Consider the following 18,350-nt stretch of genomic DNA (forward strand, 5'->3'; position numbering starts at 1 on the left):
CCCGCAGGGCGGCTGCTGATCGATTGGCTGCCAGCAGGCAGTTCGCAATAGTAAGCACAGAGGTGATACGTAAATGCAGCAAGTAGTATTAAATGCCCGCGCATTAATGGCGGTACTGATGTTGTCCATGGTGGCGCTTACAGCACGCGCGGCCGCATTGCCGGAGTTTACCGATTTAATCGAAAAGAGCGCCCCGGCCGTGGTGAAAATCACCACCAGTAAAACGGTTAGCAGTGGTGGTCCAAGTCTCGATCAGCTGCAGGATCTTCCTGAGGCATACCGCCATTTGTTTCCCCAGCCCAGCCCGCGTGATCGTCAGGCACAGTCTATGGGCTCCGGCTTTATCATCAGTGAGGATGGTTATATTCTGACCAACAACCATGTGGTGGATTCGGCCGATGAAATTAATGTGCGCTTGTTTGATAAGCGCGAACTGCTGGCTAAGGTGATCGGGGTCGATCCATTGTCGGATTTAGCGCTGCTTAAAGTGGAGGCAGAAGATCTTCCGACCTTGAGCCTGGCCACAAATGACGACTTAAAAGTTGGCCAGTGGGTGGTGGCGATTGGCTCACCTTTTGGGTTGGATTACTCGGCGAGTGCAGGCATTGTCAGCGCCATGGGCCGCTCGATACACGCCAACGACAGTCAATATGTTCCTTTTATTCAAACCGATGTGGCGATTAACCCAGGCAACTCTGGCGGCCCACTGTTTAACCTAAAAGGTGAAGTGGTAGGGATTAATTCACAAATATACAGCCGCTCCGGTGGCTCAAACGGTTTGTCGTTTTCGATTCCCGCCGATGTGGCCTCCGAGGTGGTTGCCCAGTTAATGGATAACGGCTCGGTGCAGCGCGGTTGGTTAGGCGTGGCTATTACCGATGTGAGCCGCGATGTGGCCATCTCGTTTGGCCTGAGCAAGCCGATCGGTGCCCTGGTGAATGATGTAGAGCCAGGCAGCCCGGCGGAGGAAGCGGGTATTAAGCCAAGTGATATTATTGTTGCTTTTAACGGCGCGGAAGTGCTGGACTCGGGGGTACTGCCACAATTGGTGGGGCGTATGGCGCCGGGCAGTGAGCTTGAGCTAACCGTTATGCGTGGCGGCAAAAGAAAAACCTTGGATGTCACGTTGGGCGAGCGCGAAAGCGACCCTGAGGCCGTTGCCAGCATGGGCGGACGCGACAGTAATGTCAGCGGTGTGGATCGTTTGGGCCTTAAGCTCGAGGATCTATCCGAACAATACCGCGAGCGCTCCAATCTGGACGGCGGGGTTTTGGTACGTCAGGTAGAGCCTAACTCGGCAGCGGCGGCCACGGGGTTACGCCCTGGCGATGTGGTTGTTCAGCTAGGCTACGATGAAGTGCAAAGCCTGGATGAGTACCGCGATTTGGTGAAGAAGCTGGATGAAGACAAGCTGGTGCCCATTCGCTTTTACCGCCGTGGTCAGTCGATGATTCGCACCATTAAAATCGAGACCGACGAGTAACGGTTGTTTGAATAAATGTTGTAATTAAAAAGAGGCAGCTTAGGCTGCCTCTTTTTTCTCTATCGATAGCCGGTATGCCCTGTGGGCGAGCGTGGCTCTGGGGTATACTGCGCGCAACAATCGATGATCGAATTGAGACGAGGTCAATACGTGGAGCGCAATCGCTTATTTTGGGGCAGCCGACGGGGCATGCTGGAGTTGGATTTAATTCTGCTGCCGTTTTTAGAAAATGTGTACCCGAGCCTGGAGCCCGAAGACAAGCTACGTTACCAGCAGCTGCTAGAATGTGAAGATCAGGATATGTTCGCCTGGTTGCTACACCGCCACGAGCCCGAAAACCCCGAGCTGCAAAGGATTGTTCAAATTGTTCGCGACAACACCGGTATGCCCGACGACGCCTAATCGCCCCGCTTTACGGCGGGCTGAACCACGTGTGCTGGTTGTCAGCCCGTCACGCTACCTGCGTTACTTTTACCTTGCCACTTACGGCACGCTAATACTTTTATTTCTCGGGTTAACAAGCCGGGGCGGTGGTTATGGTGCTTTGGCGTTGGCGGTAAGTGGGTTGGTAGGCTTACTGTTGTTAGCCCGGTTGCGTTGGCAGCGCGCCCAGCATTGGCGCATCCAGTACGATGCCGACGGCTGGTGGATAGCTCGGGTGGGCAGCGAGCTAACACCGGCCCGGCTGGCCGGTGGGGTTAGGCTTTGGCGTGCGGTGGTATTTTTGAGCTTTGCCGACGAGAACGGCTTACATCATATGGCCTTGTGCCCAGACAGTGCTCCCGCTGCGGATTTACGCCAGTTACGGGTGTGGTTGGTTACCCATCGGTGCGTTTGCTAACAATAATATCTTGTCCGGCAAAGTTGGTTGGTACTAGCATAGTGTCACGTGCAATGGGGCTCTGCTCCGGGTGATCCAGCGAGTAGTGTAGGCCCCGGCTCTCTTTGCGCTCCATGGCCGAGCGGATAATCAGCTCGGCTACCGTGGTTAAATTGCGCAGCTCAATGAGATCGCCGCTGACTTTGTAGTTGCTGTAGTACTCGGCGATTTCTTTTTGCAGCAGTTTAATGCGGTGGGTGGCGCGCTCTAGCCTTTTGTGGGTGCGTACAATGCCCACATAATCCCACATAAAACGTCGCAACTCGTCCCAGTTGTGCGAGATAACCACGTCTTCGTCAGAGTTAGTTACCCGGCTTTCGTCCCAGTTGGGCGAGCGGTCCGGCTCGTTTAAATCGGCCATTTTTAGCAGAATATGCTCGGCCGCCGACTGAGCGTACACGATGCACTCCAGCAGCGAGTTAGAGGCCATGCGGTTGGCTCCGTGCAAGCCGGTAAACGAGGTCTCGCCAATGGCGTATAGGTTTTGCAAGTCGGTTTGGCCGTTGCGATCGACCACCACGCCGCCACAGGTATAGTGGGCGGCCGGTACGACGGGGATCGGGTCGCAGGTGATGTCGATGCCGTATTCCAAACAGCGGGCTTTGACCGTGGGGAAGTGCTCGGCGATAAACGCCTCGGATTTGTGCGAGATGTCGAGATACACACAGTCGCAGCCCAGGCGCTTGATCTCGTGGTCGATGGCGCGGGCGACGATATCGCGAGGGGCGAGCTCGGCGCGCTCGTCAAACCGTGGCATAAAGCGCTCGCCGTTGGGCAGCCTTAAATAGGCGCCTTCGCCGCGCAGGGCCTCGGTAATCAAAAAGGTTTTTGCCTTGGGGTGATACAGGCACGTGGGGTGAAACTGGTTAAACTCCATGTTGGCCACCCGACAGCCGGCGCGCCACGCCATGGCGATGCCGTCGCCACTGGCGCTGTCTGGGTTGCTGGTGTACAGGTACACTTTACTGGCGCCGCCGGTGGCTAACACCACAACCTTGGCCTGAAACACGTGCACATGGTCCGCTTTGCGCGACAGGGCATAAGCGCCACTGCAGCGCAGCTTGCGCGAGTCGGCGTCGGCCTGGCTGATCAGGTTAAGCGCGACATGGTGCTCGTAAATTTCAATCGAGGGGTGGCTGCGCACCCGGTCAATGAGCGTGCTGTGCACCGCCTGACCGGTAGCGTCGGCGCTGTGAATAATACGCCGGTGGCTGTGGCCGCCCTCTTGGGTTAGGTGATAGTCGCTGGAATCTTGTTCGCGGGTAAAGTTGACGCCTTGGTTAATGAGCCACTTGATGGCGCCCCGGGAGCGCTCGACGGTAAAGCGCACGGCGTCTTCATGGCATAGGCCCGAGCCCGCTACCAATGTGTCGGCGACGTGGGCGTCCACTGAGTCCTGATCATCCAGAACCGCCGCTATGCCGCCTTGGGCAAACCATGTGGAGCCTTCGTTAATAGCGCTTTTACTCAGTACCGCTACGCGGGCGTGATCGGCTAGCTGCAGCGCCAGCGTGAGCCCCGCCGCGCCCGAGCCGATGATAAGCACATCGTGACTATAGTGTTGGTTCATAGTGTGGTCTTTGCTCCCAGAAGGCTGGCAGTATATCAAGGCCGCGGGGGTTTTGGGGGAGTCTGTGGTTTCGACCCGGCGGCATCAGGGTGTGGCGTTAGTGTACACAGTTATAAACACGTATAATCAACACGGAACTTCTTATAGTGGCCTTTGGTCTATTGGGCACTAAATTCGACATTGCCGGATCCGTTTGAGGCAGTGCTATATAATGGCGACGTAACAGGCGCTATCGGCGTCGCACGACCAGGCCTAAGCCGGCATCGGTTTGGCGGGTTGATCTTGCGCACAGTTTTGTATGCCACCTCGTGCGAGCGGGGTGTTTTGGGGGTTAGACGATGACAGCGCAATCTGCGCCGGATACAGATCAACAGCTAGTCGAGCGCGTGCAAAAAGGCGATAAGCGCGCGTTTGATCTTCTGGTGGTAAAGTACCAACACAAGATATTTTCTATTATCGGGCGTTATATCCGTGACCACGCCGAGGTGCAGGACGTGGCCCAGGATGCGTTTATCAAGGCCTACCGTGCCCTGGGAAATTTTCGGGGTGAAAGCGCCTTCTACACCTGGCTGTATCGCATCGCTATTAACACCGCTAAAAACCATTTGGTGTCGCGCTCGCGCCGGCCTCCGTCGTCAGACGTGGAGGTGGACGATGCCGAGTATTATTCGGGCTCCGATTTATTAAAGGATGCCGATACCCCAGAAAGCAATCTTCTGTGCGATGAGATCAAAGCGGCGGTGGATGAAGCTATTTCGGGCCTGCCGGAGGATCTGCGTTCGGCGGTAACGTTGCGCGAGATGGAAGGCTTGAGCTACGAAGACATTGCCGCGATTATGGATTGCCCAGTGGGTACCGTGCGCTCGCGTATCTTTCGCGCGCGGGAGGCAATTGATAAGCGTATTGCCCCGCTGTTGGATCGGGCGGAATAAAAAATGGTGCGAACCTGAATCTTGGCTGAACCTTTTACCAAAAGCTGTGTCAGACACGGTAAGAAGGATGTAAATCTTTGTAATCTCGGCCGACGTGGGGTATGTTTAGCAGCCCTAATACGTTGTACTCGGCGAGCTTGGTTGTCACCCAATTGGCCCTTTTATTGGGCATATATATAGGTAAACGCGAGCATGACAGAGCAGTCTTTAGATACCCAGTTGGCGGAATCGTTATCGGCTCTATCGGATAACGAGGCGTCCGAGCTAGAACTAGCTCGAATTCTTAAAGCCAGCGAGGGCGACGCGCTCCGCGCTAAGTGGTCCCGCTATCAGGTAGCCCGCTCAGCTATGCGCGGTGATTTGCCCACTGAACTGGCCCCTTCCGGCTTTGCCGACCGCTTAAGTGCGGCGTTGGCCGACGAACAAACTCCGCAAGTAGATTCCGCTCCGGCTACCTCTGGCGCTCAAGGTTCTGGCCTGTCGCGTTGGTGGCTTGGCTTGGGCCGCGTGGCGGTAGCTGCGTCGGTAACCGGAGCCGTGGTGATCGGTGCCCAGTTATATCAGGCCGATGATTCGGATGCCGGTATGAGCAACATGACCGCTGGCAACGAGCAAAAAACCATCAGCGCCCCCGATAACTCACTGCCTATTGGCTATGGTGCCCCGGCGTTGCCGGCGCAACAAGTGAGTGCCGCTGTTGGCGGTTATCAACCTCAACGCTCCCGGCAAGTCGTGTTTGAGCCTCGCCGTGCCGATGTTAAAGTATCTAACGAGCAAATTCGTGCTTATTTAAACCAGCTGGTCGAAGAGCACACCGACCACGCTGCGGTTAATAGCGCTCAGGGTATGCTGCCCTATGCGCGAGTTCCTTTAATCGAAGAAGAGTAGTGTATGTCGCACCGTCGGTTCGCCGGCTTCGTGCTGTTACTGTTAAGCCCGCTAGGGCTTGCCCAAGTTCAGAACGAGAGCACCTCCCCAGAGCCGCCACCGGCGGTAACTTCTAACGATACCGAGGCGGCCCTCTCTAGTGAGTCGCCTGATCAAGACAGTGGGCCTGTGCCCGAAGCTGGGCTCGACGCGAGCGCGCATCAACTGCCCTCGGTTCGCGAGCTGCTTGAGCGTATGTCCGAGCGGCAACAAAGCCTGAATTATAAGGGCACCTTCACCTACCAAAACAATGCCGGTACCGAGAGCTTTCAGCTGCAACATTGGGTGGACGAAGGAACCGAGCATCAACGCCTGTACTATTTAAACGGCCCCGAGCGCGAGGCCGTAATGCGCCATACCACTCAGTGTCAGACGCTGGCTGAGCGGCTTATTGCCGGTAAGCTCGGTGGCCTGGCGGATAATTTTACCAGTCTGGATCGCTTGTACAGTTTTTCTGTCCGAGGTGTTGAGCGTGTCGCGGGTCGCTTGGCGACGGTCTTGCAAGTGGTGCCACGGGATGCCTTCCGTTTTGGTTATTTGTTTAGTGTCGATCGTGAAACCGGACTGCTGTTAAAGACCTTGTTGGTGGATGAAAATCAGCGCGTGGTCGAGCAGTTTCAGTTTATCGATTTGCAGACCGGCCTTGCGGTTGAAGATTTTGCTAGCGACCGGGAAGCCAGCATCACCCACAATGTGGATGCCGATCAGGTTTCCGGGTGCGAGCAGCCCGTCGCTGCGGCGCCGTCTGAATGGGCGCTGCATTGGTTGCCTGCGGGTTTTGCGTTTTCGGGCCAGCGAGTTGTACACACAGATATGCATATGCTGATGTATACCGATGGCTTGTCGACCTTTTCGATATTTCTTGATCCGGTAGAAGGTAAGCTGGTGATTGAGGGGCGTGCTCAGCGTGGCGCCACTAATTTTTATATGCAGGGGCTGACCCGTGAGGGGCAGACTTACCAAGTAACGGTGGTAGGAGAAATCCCGCTGGCGGTAGCCGAAAAAATGGCGCAGTCTATAGGTTCTGTTGAATCTAAATCGGCGCTTCCCGGAGGCTAGTTATGTTAATTGAGCCTGGCACTATTGTAGCCGTCGAGCCGGATGGCTTGTGGGTTGAGACAATTCAACGCTCCACCTGCGGCAGCTGTGCGGCGCAAAAAGGTTGCGGGCAAAGCTTATTGGCAAAGCTGGCGGGGCACTCAAGTTATCTTTGGGTTTCTCTGGCTGGTCGCGACGCCGATGAGTATCGTATCGGCGATGAGATTCAACTGGGTGTGCCGGAAGCCGTGGTCGCCAACGGCTCGCTTATTGTGTACTTTACGCCGCTGCTGAGCATGCTCGCGGCCACCATCGTTGCGCATTATGCTCACGCAGGTGAAGGTGTTACTGCGCTGGCGGCCATCGCCGGTTTAATCGCGGGTGGTGGCTTAGTGCGCTGGCATGCCTTTAAGCATCGTCACGATAGCCGCTTGCAGCCAGTGTTGGTGGATGATCGCCAAGTGGTACAGCTGGTGTAGGCTTTACCTGCCTAGCGCTCCCTGCCAGACAATTCTTCCTGCTACTCTAACAGACTTGCTCTGCCCGCAGAGTTGAGCGGCCAATATTCGGCGGTGTAACCCCGGGCACTTGCTGCCATAGTGTTCGGCTGAGGGTTTCAAGGTCTTTGGCGCCATCTTTGCAAATCCACTGTACGATCGCATCCGATACATCCGGATAATGGATGGCTTCTGGCATTGGCAATTTCAGCCACTGTTCAATGACGCCCCGCTCGAGCGGTGAGGCGATGGTCGCATAATCGAGCTGCTCTAGCGCCACCGCGTTGGATTGCTGCTCCATTTGCCGTACTACGGGTTCGGCCAGAATTTTTTTACCTAAACCTAAGGCCTCACTTGGCAGCTCAAAACCGGCGCTGCAAATCACTCCTTCACAACTATGCAGGTGATCCTGAAAGCCGCTGCGTGAAAACGGCCGCAAGTGCAGATGGCCGCGATCAACTGGCTGCTCCAGCTTGTGGTAGATGTAAAAATCCACGCCCGAAATCGGCTCTAGTAAAGCCACAATATCATCGAGCTCGGCAAACGGTAGGTACACCAGAATACGCCCCGGAGTTACGCTAACCGGGTGGCTCGAGGGCTCGACAATAGGTGGCAGCAACGGCTGATCAAAGTGATGCCAGTGAACACCTATCGGTGTAGTGCAGGGGGCAAAGCTGCGCATAAACAAATCGGTAAACACGTTGTTGGCGCGCTTGGGGATAGGATGCAAAAAAGAGCTTTGGTGCGATACCCCGAGGCTGCGTACGCCGGCACGCTTGGCCGCCCAGGCGCTCACTGGCTCAAAGTCGCTAATCACTAAATCGTATTGCTGACAATTAAGTGCCCGAGTGTCCCGGTATAGCTGTAACAAGTCGCTCTTGAGCAGGGTCTTGGACATGTTGACCTTGCCCTTAAATGTTTGCAGCGTCATACCTTTAAACAGCTGGTAGTCGCCAAAGGCTTCCATATCAAAAAAATCCCCTCGGGCTCTACCAGAGAATACCCAATCGACCTCGATCTGGTGTCGCGCAAAGGCGCGGGCCATAGAGCGAGCGCGGGTTAAATGCCCGTTGCCAGTTCCTTGCACGCCATACAGAATTTTCACCCAAGTACTCCCGCATACAGCAAGCTGCCCAGTATGGCGCAGCCAGTGCCTAGCAGCGCGCCGGCTAATATGTCGGTGGGAAAATGCACGCCCAACAGCACTCGGGAGACGCCTATCAGCGTCGCCATAACATACGCCGGCACGGCGAATAGCGGGTAAAAGGTCAGTACCAAAAAGGCAAAAACAAATGCCGCGGCGGTGTGACCTGAGGGAAAACTAAACTGATCGGACGGTGTAAACCAGCCCTCGTAAATATCGATAGCGGCGGCCGGTCGGTCGCGCTTGATTACGTTCTTTAGTAGTAAATACAGGCTTACGTCCAGCAGGTAGCAGGTCAGCCCCATATACAGAAAGGTTTGGCTGTTAGGCACATCAAAGGCGACCAAGCTCAATGCTATCAGGGTATACAGCGGGCCGTCGCCGCAACGCGAAATCCAGCGCACGGTGCGTCGGTAGGGGAACTGCTTGGTAACGTGTAGCCAGACAAATGCGAGGGTATCTATCTGGTGGACTCTTTGCAAAAAAGCATTCATAGTTTCACCCGTTTTCGCCGATCCGTTTGGGTTGGCTAAGAGATACCACCGGACTGTGACGTTCGTGTGACACAGTGAAGGAGTTTTATTGCATGAATAAGCCCGGCAAGCGCGGTTTCACACGCTTGAAGCACGCCACCGTATACTCTCTGCAAGGCTTAGCGGCCGCTTGGCGGTATGAAGCGGCCTTTCGGTTAGAGGTTGTATTAACGTTGCTCGGGTTACCGCTCGCGTGGTGGCTGGCCCAGACCCATATTGAATTGATCTTACTGGTGTCTAGCTTGTTTTGGGTGCTGGTGGCCGAATTGGTTAATTCCGCGGTCGAGGCCGTGGTCGATCGGACTGGCTCTGAGCTGCACGAGTTGTCAGGCCGGGCTAAAGATATTGCATCGGCGGTCGTGATGGTCAGTTTGGGGGTGTGTATATTCGTCTGGGCGGTTATTGCCTGGCACCGTTTTATGTAGTGCGTTTACATTCGGCCTCAGTCGGTTGATGCGGTTATTTTCTGCATCTGGACTATCATAACGGTAACAAAATACAAATGGATTGGTATATGAAGGATATAGCTGGGGTGACGAGACTCTTGGGTATGGCTCACGCGGTTACTCGTGTTGCTATGGCTCTTCTGATGGGCGGCGCCATTGCGTTAGCGGTGGGCTGCTCGGAGAAAGCAGAGCAAACCACCGGTGCCCCCCCGCCTGCGGTAGTGGTTTATGAAGTCGCAACCAAGCCCGTCGGTACTTACCGTGAGTTTGTCGGTCGCACTGAAGCTTTTAGAGATGTGAATTTAATGGCTCGCGTCGAGGGAGAGTTGATGGCGAGACACTTTGTTGAGGGGGCAATGGTGACTGAGGGGCAGGTGCTCTACGTCATTGACGATGCCCCTTTTGTGGCGGCTGTGCAGGGTGCCGAGGCCGAGTTAGAGCGGGCGCGGAGCGAGGTTGAGCGCACAGCCAGCGAGTTAGAGCGAGGGACACAATTAGCTCCTGAAGGCTTTTTAAGCGCTCAAGATTTAGACAAGCTAAGAGCGGCCGCGAGCCAGGCGCAGTCGGCAGTTAAAGCGGCCGAATCGCAACTAGAGACCGCACGTATTAACTTAGGTTATACCAAGATAACCGCGCCCTTTACTGGGTTGATCGGTAAAACTCAATACAATGTTGGCACTGTAGTCGGGCCTGGCAGTGGCACATTAGCTCAGTTGTCCGCAGCCGATCCGATTTACGTCAACTTCCAGCTTGAAGAAAGCGCCTATATGTCTTACCTGCAAAAGCGTCAAAATGAAGGTGCTGGGGTTTCCAATCCGCCTTTGGATATATCTATGCGGCTTCCCAATAATGAGGCGTTTGGTCAAGAGGGCAGTTTGACTTTTGCTGATACTCAAATTGATGCCACCATGGGGGCAGTCAATTTACGAGCAGAGTTCCCCAACCCCAGCGGCGTGGTGGTGCCAGGAATGTTCGTGACCTTAATGATAGAGGGGCGTGAGAAACAAAACAAAGCCGTAATCCCTCAGTCTGCGGTGCAGTCGACGCAAGAGGGTTACACGGTTTTGAGCGTTGATAAAGACAATACTGTGTCACAAAAACTGGTAAAAATGGGGCGCCGCATTGGGCCAATGTGGGCCGTGGACGAGGGGCTCGGCGACGGCGACCGAATTATTATTGATGGTTTGCAGAAGGTGCGGGTAGGGGTAGAAGTTGCACCGGTTACGGGTATGGTGGACCCAGTAACCGGCGCTGTAGCACCCATTGAAAACGGTCAGTAAAGGATTCGGCCATGATCAGTAAAACGTTTATCTACCGTCCCAAGTTTGCCTTTGTTATTTCGATTGTTATCACCCTGGTGGGGTTGCTGGCGATCGCTAACCTCCCTGTCAACATGTACCCCGATATTAAACCGCCTAAAGTTCAGGTGAATGCGGTGTACCCCGGGGCCAGCGCTCAAGTGGTGGAGGATTCAGTTTTACGGCCATTAGAGGAGCAGATTAATGGCGTAGAAGACATGATTTATATCGAGTCTTCAGCGTCTAACAATGGCTCTGCCAATATTACCATCACCTTTGCTACGGGCACCGATATCGATATGGCCCAGGTGAACGTGCAAAACCGGGTGTCACTCGCTGAGCCCTTTTTGCCTGAAGAGGTAAAGCGCCAGGGCATTAACGTGCGCAAGCAGGCCAGTGACATGTTGATGGGCATTAACCTGTTGGCAAAGGAAGGCCATGAGCACATCGACACGTTGTACCTGAGTAATTATGCGACCAACTTTATTCGCGAGCCCTTATCGAGGGTTCCGGGGGTGTCCGATGTCAATGTGATGGGTGATAAAGCCTATGCCATGCGGATTTGGTTAAACCCAGACAGGATGAGTGCGTTAAATATTACGGTCAGCGACATCGCCGCTGCATTGCAAGAGCAAAATGTTATTGTTGCAGCGGGGAAGTTTGGTCAAGCGCCAGTACCAAAATCTCAGCCCTTTGAATACAGCATTCAAGCCCAGGGGCGCCTGATAGAAACCGAAGAGTTTGGCAATATTATCCTGCGTGCCGACGCCTCAGGTTCTATGGTGCGTATGCGTGATGTAGCAAGATTAGAGTTGGGGTCGAAAAGCTATGGGATTAACGCCAAGCTTAATAATCAAGAGACCGCATTCGTCGTTATTTATCAGCTTCCCGACGCGAATGCGACTGAAGTCGCCGCGGCGGTTAATGCAAAAATGGACGAGTTGGCGAGCACCATGCCCGACTCGTTAAGGTTTAGCGTGCTGTATGATTCTACCCGGTTTATTGAGCGATCTATTCACGAAGTTTTTATCACTCTGCTGCAAGCGGTTGTTTTGGTTGTTTTGGTGGTCTTTGCATTTTTGCAAAACTGGCGGGCCACAATTGTACCGACGGTTGCTATCCCCGTATCACTGATCGGTACCTTTGCCTGTATGTTGGCGCTGGGTTTTTCGATTAACACCATTACCTTGTTTGGGTTGGTGCTCGCCATTGGGGTGGTGGTGGATGATGCGATCATCGTCATTGAAAACACCGAGCGGATCTTAAAAGAAGGAAGTTTGACGGTCCAGCAGGCCGCGCTCAAAAGCATGAAGCAAGTGACGGGCCCCGTTATTGCGACTACCTTGGTGCTGTTGGCGGTGTTTGTGCCGGTGGGTTTTATGCCGGGCATGACGGGTGTGTTGTACAAACAATTCTCGGTGACTATTTCTTGCGCCGTTATCATTTCGTCAATCAACGCGCTCACCTTAAGTCCGGCGTTGTGCGTTGTTTTACTGCGTAAGGACTCTAAACCCATCAGCTGGATGGGACCTTTTGAGCGAGGTCTAAACTGGGTGATCACGCTCTACCAGAAAACGGTTGGCGGTATTTTAAAGCGCGCCGGTCGTGCTGGTTTGGCAATGGTAATGATCGTTGGTGCCTTGGTGTGGTTGTTCACCAGTGTCCCTTCAGGGTTTGTTCCCTCGGAGGATCAAGGTTATTTGTTTGTCGATGTGCAGCTGCCCGATGCCGCTTCCAGTGCTCGCTCTGAGGCGGTAATGGCAAAGGTTACCGATATTGTGCGCGATGACCCCGGGGTGATTGATATCATTACTGTGGCCGGATTCAGTATTCAAAGTGGGGTAGGCTCTAATACGGGCTTCGCTATTGCGGTTCTCGATGACTGGGACAATCGCACCACACCCGAGTTGAGTGTGGGCGCTATTCAACAGCGTTTACAGGGGCAGTTATGGCAGCTGTCTGAGGCGCAGGCAATGATCTTCAACCTGCCGGCCATACCTGGCCTCGGGGTGTCCAGCGGCTTTGAGTTTCGTTTGCAAGACATGGAGGGGCGCTCTCCGGCTGAGTTGGCTCAGGCCATGAGTGCACTCGTGTATAAGGCCAACAGTGCCGACGAGTTAACGCAAGTGTATTCGACTTATCGCGCTAACGTACCTCAGTACTTTGTCGAGGTGGACCGGCTTAAAGCAAAAGCTCAGGGGGTGGCAATCAGCGATGTCTTTTTGACATTGCAAGCCAACCTAGGCTCCTTGTACATTAACGACTTTAATCAATTCTCTCGTACTTATCGGGTTATGATTCAGGCCGATAGCGAGTTTCGCTTAAGCCCGGATGATTTGCGGCACTATTATGTGCGCAATGCCAAGCAGCAGATGGTGCCACTGATGACCTTGGTGTCGGTGGAGCCCATATTGGGGCCAACCACTATCAATCATTTTAATTTGTATCGCTCCGCTAAAATTAACGGCTCGGCGGCAGAGGGTTTAAGTTCCGGCCAGGCTATTGCTGCCATGACAGAGCAGGCGCAAAGCTTGCCCGACGGCTTTATCTACGAGTGGTCGGGCCAGTCTCGTCAGGAAATTGAGGCGGGCAATTTGGCCCCGGTTCTAATGTCTTTGGCCATGCTGTTTGTCTATTTATTCTTAGTGGCCTTGTACGAAAGCTGGACGATACCCATTGCCGTTTTACTGTCTGTTCCAATTGCCCTGTTTGGCGCGCTAGCAACATTAAAAATAGCGGGCCTGGATAACAATATTTATGCTCAAATTGGTCTGGTGTTGCTGATTGCGATGTCGGCAAAAACGGCAATCTTGATTGTAGAGTTTGCCATGGAGCAAAGGCGCGAGGGTAAAAGTATTTTTGAGGCTTCGCTGACGGCCGCGCACCTGCGCTTTCGCGCGGTATTGATGACGGCGCTGTCATTTGTGCTGGGGGTGATGCCTTTGATGTTTTCGTCCGGTGCTGGTGCTGCATCGAGAATTTCTTTGGGGGCTACGACGTTTGGCGGTATGCTGGCGGCCTCATTACTCGGGCCCTTGTTGGTTCCGCTGTTTTATTTGGCTGTTCAGCACCTGAGAGAGCGCTTTGGAGGGCCATCTAAGTCGGGTCAGCCCGAGGTCCAGGTGTAGAGCTTAGGGCGGGCTCTGTTGGCGCCCGTTTCTTAACCTTCCCTTGCCGCGCCGGGAACATTTACAGTTCCTTACGTGCATTGCATGTAACTTCTCATTCCCGCCCGTAAAATAGTTGTATTACTAATAATGCCCCATGATAGTGGGTGTAGCTTGGAGTGCCTCTGTGCCCAATACCATTTCTATTGTCAAACCTTACTACCTACTACTGGCGGCTGTTTTCTTGGGGAGCCTGGTCGGCTGCAGTGACGATGCGACGTTACAACCCGGTGCCGGCGGGGCGAAAGCGCGCCCGGTTATTGCCGCCAAAGTAGCCGTTAGCCCCGAACAAGTGAACGTGGAAGCGGTGGGCACCTCGCGTGCATTGCACTCGGTGGCCATTCGTTCACGCGCCGCCGGTCAGGTGACTGAGGTCAATATTAGCCCCGGTCAGTCGGTTGCCGAAGGGCAGGTTTTGCTGCGGTTAGACGATCGTGATGAGGCTTTGGCCTTGCGCAAGGCCGAGGTGGAGCTTGCTGATGCTGAACGTTTATTAACCCGTTACCGGCAGACCAAAGGCAGTGGTGCGGTTACTGAGTCGGCTCTGGACGATGCCGAAAGTATGGTAGCTCGCGCGCAAATCGCCGTCGACCGCGCCCGCGTTAATTTAGAGTACCAAAACGTTGTGGCACCGTTTGCTGGCCATGTGGGGCTTAGCGATATCGATCCGGGTGCTTGGGTTGATACCGATACCGTGATTACCACGATCGACGACCGCAGCCTGCTGTTGGTGACCTTTGAATTGCCCGAATTATTATTGGGCCAAATTCAGCCGGAGCAGGAAATAGAGCTTTCGACGTGGCGTACCGACTCGGTAGTGGCTCAAGGCAAAGTGGTTGCCATCGATAGCCGGGTCGATGAGAGTGAACGAACGTTTAAAGTGCGGGCTCATGTAAACAACAGTGCGGACCGGTTGCGCCCGGGGATGAGTTTTCGTATTGGCCTCACGTTAACCGGCAACGACTACTATCTGGTGCCGGAGGTGTCCCTACAGTGGGGGGCGCGCGGCTCCTTTGTCTGGACCATTAAAGACGGTATTGCCCGACGCGAGTTGGCAACCATTGTCCAGCGCCGTGCTGGTCAGGTCTTGGTCAGCGGCGCTCTGCAAAAAGATAGCTTGGTGGTGCTTGAAGGTATTCAAATGGTTCGCGAAGGGCAGCCGGTTAAGGTGGCTGAGGTGCGCGAGCTTAACGTTAAGGCTCAGTCGTCCGAGAGCTCAGCAGCCAATGAGGCCAGTGTAAGTTCTGTCGTGCCTGCCTCGGCCCGTGATGGCGAGGTGAGTGGTGAGTAATACCCCCGAGTCGCTTCACAAAGAAGATCTGGCGAGTCTGAGCATTCGGCGCCCGATTTTAATTCTGGTGCTGAATTTATTGATCACTATCGCGGGCTTGGCCGCGGTTATGGCGGTCGAAGTGCGCGAGTTGCCGGACGTCGATCGTCCGGTTGTTTCTGTGCGCGGTGTGTATCCCGGCGCTTCACCTGAGACCATGGATGCGGAAGTCACCAGTATTGTTGAGGGGGCGGTGGCCAGGGTTTCGGGTATACGCAATATTCGCTCCTCCAGCGAAGAGAATAATTTTCGCCTGCACGTCGAGTTTTCGCCCGATGCCGATTTAAACAGCGCCGCTTCGGATGTACGTGAAGCGGTAAGCCGGGTGGAGCGGGATTTGCCTGCGGATATGGAGTCTCTAACGGTTGTTAAAGCCGACCCCGACGCTAACCCGATTATTAATTTGGCGTTGGTTAGTGAGCAGATGGATGAACTGCAGCTGACTCGCCGTGCTGAAAAAGACCTAATACCCGAATTAGTCTCTATTGATGGCGTCGCCGATGTCGTGCTATTTGGTCAGCGACAAAAGGTGTTGCGGGTTGTAATGGACCCCATCCGCTTGGCGAGTTTTGGCTTAGGTGTCACTGATGTTGCCGACGCCTTGCGCCAGGCTCCGTTCGACGTGCCCTCGGGCAGCTTCCGTTCTGGCGATTTAGAGCTGCTGGTGCGAGCCGATGCCTCGGCGGTGACGGAACGAGAACTACAGGGCATCGTCATTGAGGGCACCACTCGTTTGGCGGATGTGGCCCAGGTGTTTTTTGCCCCAGAGGATGCCGAATCTTATGTGCGGCTCGATGGCCTCCCAGTGGTGGGCATGGGGGTGGTGCGGCAGTCGCAATCTAACACTCTGGATATTGCCGAGCGGGTGCACTTGGCCGTAGAGCGTTTAAACGAGCGCTTCACCGATTTTGATTTAGTGGTCACCGAAGATAGCTCCAAGTTTATTAAGGGCTCGATGAGCGAGGTGTTATTCAGCTTGCTGCTTACGGTCACCATCGTGATTATCACTATTTGGCTATTTATTGGTTCGTTGCGGGTCACGTTGATTCCCAGTGTCGCCATACCCGTGGCGCTTATTGGTACGGTTGCCGCCATTTGGGCTATGGGTTTTTCCCTAAACATTCTAACGTTACTTGCGCTAGTGCTGGCCACCGGCCTGGTGGTGGATGACGCTATTGTGGTGCTCGAGAACATTCAGCGTCGCCGCGATCAGGGGTTAGGTGCACGGGCGGCCGCGGTACTGGGTACTCGCCAGGTGTTTTTTGCCGTTATCGCCACCACAGCGGTGTTGGTGTCGGTGTTTGTGCCGGTGGCTATGCTCCCCAGTACCGCCGGGCGCTTGTTTCGCGAGTTTGGTTTTGTCTTGGCGTTTGCCGTCGCTATCTCATCGTTTGTGGCCTTGTCCTTAGTGCCGGCGATGGCGGCGCGAATCGTGCCCGAGCGAAGCGATAAGTCGCACCCGGTGCGCGATCGTTTACAGCGCTTTGGCGGTCGTATCGCCAATGGGTATTCACGCACATTGGGCTTTGTGCTTAAACACAGTGTTATTGCCGTTGTTGTGGCGCTGCTGGTTATTGTCGGCTGTGGGCTGTTGTACCAGTTTATTCCCCAAGAGCTGTTGCCCGAGGAGGATCGCGGTGTTATCTACGTGGATGCTACCGGGCCAGACGGCACCGGGCTTGAATATACCGAGCGGCAGGTAAATGCCATGGAGGCTCGTGTGCAGCCTTTGCTCGATTCTGGAGAGGCGACTCAATTGTTCTCGATAGTAGGGCGCTACGACCCCAACCGCGGTCGGGTGATTTTGCCACTGGCCGACTGGGAGGCCCGCAGCCGTACTCAGCAAGAGATGATGCAAGAGTTACAGGGCCCGTTAAGCGAAATTCCCGGTGCCTTTGTCAGGGTATCCAGTACCAATAGCCTAGGAGTGAGGGACGGCGGCGGCGGCGTAGACATCGCATTGGTGGGGAGCGATTACGATGAAATTTTTGTCGCCGCTGAACATTTTGCCCGCGCGATTGAGGAGCAGCTGCCCCATCTGTCGCAGCCGGATATTCAGTTTCAGCCGACGCAACCGCAATTGTCCGTCACCATCGATCGGCGCCGGGCGTCTGATTTAAATATCCCGCTAGAGAACATCTCTGCCACGCTGCGTGCCATGGTGGATGGTTACGATTTGGTGGACCTGAGCGTCGAAGACGAAGCGATTCCGATTATTCTTGAGTCTTCCGGCAACCAGATTAACGACCCCGGTGATTTGGTTAACTTATTTGTCAGTACCCGGGATGGCCGCTTGCTACCACTGTCGTCCGTCGTCACCTTAAGTGAGCAGGCGGTTGCCGCCGAGCTGGATCGCCATAAGCAACGCCGTGCGATTGAAATTGATATGAATCTCGACAGCGGCTATCCGCTGCAGTCGGCGGTGAATGATTTGCGCGGTTTGGCCGAGCGCGAACTGCCACCTGGCATTGGCATCATCTTTTTAGGCGAGGCCGAAACACTGAATGAAACGGCACATGAAGTCACTATGACTTACATCATTGCGTTAGTCGTCGTGTTCTTGGTTCTGTGCGCACAGTTTGAGAGCTTCACCAGCGCGTTGATCGTGATGATAACGGTGCCTTTTGGTATTGCGGCCGCTATTGTTGCCCTCTTGCTTACTGGCACCAGCATAAATATTTACTCGCAAATTGGGCTGGTCATGCTGATTGGTTTGATGGCTAAAAATGGCATCTTACTGGTAGAGTTTGCCGATCAGCTACGCGACCAGGGACGCTCGGTGCTGCAGGCGGTGCAAACCGCCGCCGCTGTGCGCCTGCGCCCCATTGTTATGACGATGATGTCGACCGTGTTGGGCGGCTTGCCGCTGATACTCAGTGCCGGGCCCGGCGCCGAGGCACGGCGCGCTATTGGCTGGGTGGTGTTTGGCGGGCTGGGCTTAGCGGCCATCTTTACATTGTTTTTAACGCCGGTGGTATATCTGCTGGTGGCACGATGGTCTAAGGCTCGGGCTGAGGAAGGGTTAAAGCTGGAGACAGAGCTGGATGCCGCTGCTGACATTCCTGACGATCACGGGGAGTACCGCTAAGCTTGCTTGCGGTACAA

At 54.6% G+C, this 18,350-nt stretch carries 15 protein-coding genes; 12 read left to right on the forward strand and 3 right to left on the reverse strand.

The features are described from left to right. The first annotated feature begins 73 nt into the window (after positions 1 to 73). The 3 genes from SD69_RS06715 (at position 74) to SD69_RS06725 (ending at position 2,324) form a co-directional block, all read left to right on the forward strand. Entirely contained in the window at positions 74 to 1,483 is a 1,410-nt protein-coding gene (locus SD69_RS06715) for a DegQ family serine endoprotease (RefSeq protein WP_041522597.1), read from the forward strand. 150 nt (positions 1,484 to 1,633) lie between these two features. Next, on the forward strand, positions 1,634 to 1,885 hold the full coding sequence (locus SD69_RS06720) for an FAD assembly factor SdhE (protein ID WP_198144065.1): 252 nt from the start codon (positions 1,634 to 1,636) through the stop codon (positions 1,883 to 1,885). A 31-nt stretch (positions 1,886 to 1,916) separates the two neighbouring features. Beyond that, a complete protein-coding gene (locus SD69_RS06725; protein ID WP_041522598.1) occupies positions 1,917 to 2,324 on the forward strand; it encodes a protein YgfX in 408 nt (135 codons plus the stop codon). On the opposite strand, the gene nadB is transcribed toward SD69_RS06725, so the two are convergent. Then, positions 2,302 to 3,933, reverse strand: a complete 1,632-nt coding sequence (gene nadB, locus SD69_RS06730; protein ID WP_041522599.1) for an L-aspartate oxidase — start codon at positions 3,931 to 3,933, stop codon at positions 2,302 to 2,304. The genes SD69_RS06725 and nadB overlap by 23 nt on opposite strands. A gap of 338 nt (positions 3,934 to 4,271) precedes the next feature. Here nadB and rpoE point away from each other — a divergent pair, with 338 nt between their 5' ends. The 4 genes from rpoE to SD69_RS06750 all read left to right on the forward strand — a co-directional run bounded on the left by rpoE (position 4,272) and on the right by SD69_RS06750 (position 7,309). Further along, on the forward strand, positions 4,272 to 4,865 hold the full coding sequence (rpoE, locus tag SD69_RS06735; RefSeq protein WP_041522600.1) for an RNA polymerase sigma factor RpoE: 594 nt from the start codon (positions 4,272 to 4,274) through the stop codon (positions 4,863 to 4,865). A gap of 192 nt (positions 4,866 to 5,057) precedes the next feature. Further along, the gene (locus SD69_RS06740) at positions 5,058 to 5,753 is read left to right on the forward strand and encodes a sigma-E factor negative regulatory protein (RefSeq protein WP_041522601.1); all 696 of its coding nucleotides are present in this window, start codon (positions 5,058 to 5,060) and stop codon (positions 5,751 to 5,753) included. Positions 5,754 to 5,756: 3 nt separating this feature from the next. Continuing rightward, on the forward strand, positions 5,757 to 6,851 hold the full coding sequence (locus tag SD69_RS06745; protein WP_052480951.1) for a MucB/RseB C-terminal domain-containing protein: 1,095 nt from the start codon (positions 5,757 to 5,759) through the stop codon (positions 6,849 to 6,851). Between the two features lie 2 nt (positions 6,852 to 6,853). Then, positions 6,854 to 7,309: a SoxR reducing system RseC family protein gene (locus SD69_RS06750; protein WP_041522602.1), complete on the forward strand. Its 456-nt coding sequence runs from the start codon at positions 6,854 to 6,856 to the stop codon at positions 7,307 to 7,309. Between the two features lie 46 nt (positions 7,310 to 7,355). Here SD69_RS06750 and SD69_RS06755 read toward each other — a convergent pair whose 3' ends face one another. Continuing rightward, positions 7,356 to 8,432: an MJ1255/VC2487 family glycosyltransferase gene (locus SD69_RS06755; RefSeq protein ID WP_052480952.1), complete on the reverse strand. Its 1,077-nt coding sequence runs from the start codon at positions 8,430 to 8,432 to the stop codon at positions 7,356 to 7,358. Further along, positions 8,429 to 8,965: a phosphatase PAP2 family protein gene (locus SD69_RS06760; RefSeq protein WP_041522603.1), complete on the reverse strand. Its 537-nt coding sequence runs from the start codon at positions 8,963 to 8,965 to the stop codon at positions 8,429 to 8,431. Before SD69_RS06760 ends, SD69_RS06755 begins: the two co-directional genes overlap by 4 nt. A gap of 92 nt (positions 8,966 to 9,057) precedes the next feature. Here SD69_RS06760 and SD69_RS06765 point away from each other — a divergent pair, with 92 nt between their 5' ends. From SD69_RS06765 to SD69_RS06785, 5 genes are all read left to right on the forward strand, one after another. Further along, a complete protein-coding gene (locus tag SD69_RS06765) occupies positions 9,058 to 9,429 on the forward strand; it encodes a diacylglycerol kinase (RefSeq protein ID WP_041522604.1) in 372 nt (123 codons plus the stop codon). An 89-nt stretch (positions 9,430 to 9,518) separates the two neighbouring features. Beyond that, on the forward strand, positions 9,519 to 10,730 hold the full coding sequence (locus SD69_RS06770; protein WP_198144066.1) for an efflux RND transporter periplasmic adaptor subunit: 1,212 nt from the start codon (positions 9,519 to 9,521) through the stop codon (positions 10,728 to 10,730). Positions 10,731 to 10,741: 11 nt separating this feature from the next. After that, complete coding sequence (locus tag SD69_RS06775) at positions 10,742 to 13,876, forward strand: efflux RND transporter permease subunit (RefSeq protein WP_041522606.1); 3,135 nt, start codon at positions 10,742 to 10,744, stop codon at positions 13,874 to 13,876. A gap of 166 nt (positions 13,877 to 14,042) precedes the next feature. Next, the gene (locus SD69_RS06780; RefSeq protein WP_052480953.1) at positions 14,043 to 15,206 is read left to right on the forward strand and encodes an efflux RND transporter periplasmic adaptor subunit; all 1,164 of its coding nucleotides are present in this window, start codon (positions 14,043 to 14,045) and stop codon (positions 15,204 to 15,206) included. Beyond that, positions 15,199 to 18,333: an efflux RND transporter permease subunit gene (locus SD69_RS06785; RefSeq protein ID WP_041524533.1), complete on the forward strand. Its 3,135-nt coding sequence runs from the start codon at positions 15,199 to 15,201 to the stop codon at positions 18,331 to 18,333. Before SD69_RS06780 ends, SD69_RS06785 begins: the two co-directional genes overlap by 8 nt. Positions 18,334 to 18,350 lie beyond the last annotated feature (17 nt).

Origin of the sequence: Gilvimarinus agarilyticus, assembly GCF_000832015.1 — a bacterium.
Classification (GTDB): Bacteria; Pseudomonadota; Gammaproteobacteria; order Pseudomonadales; family Cellvibrionaceae; genus Gilvimarinus; species Gilvimarinus agarilyticus.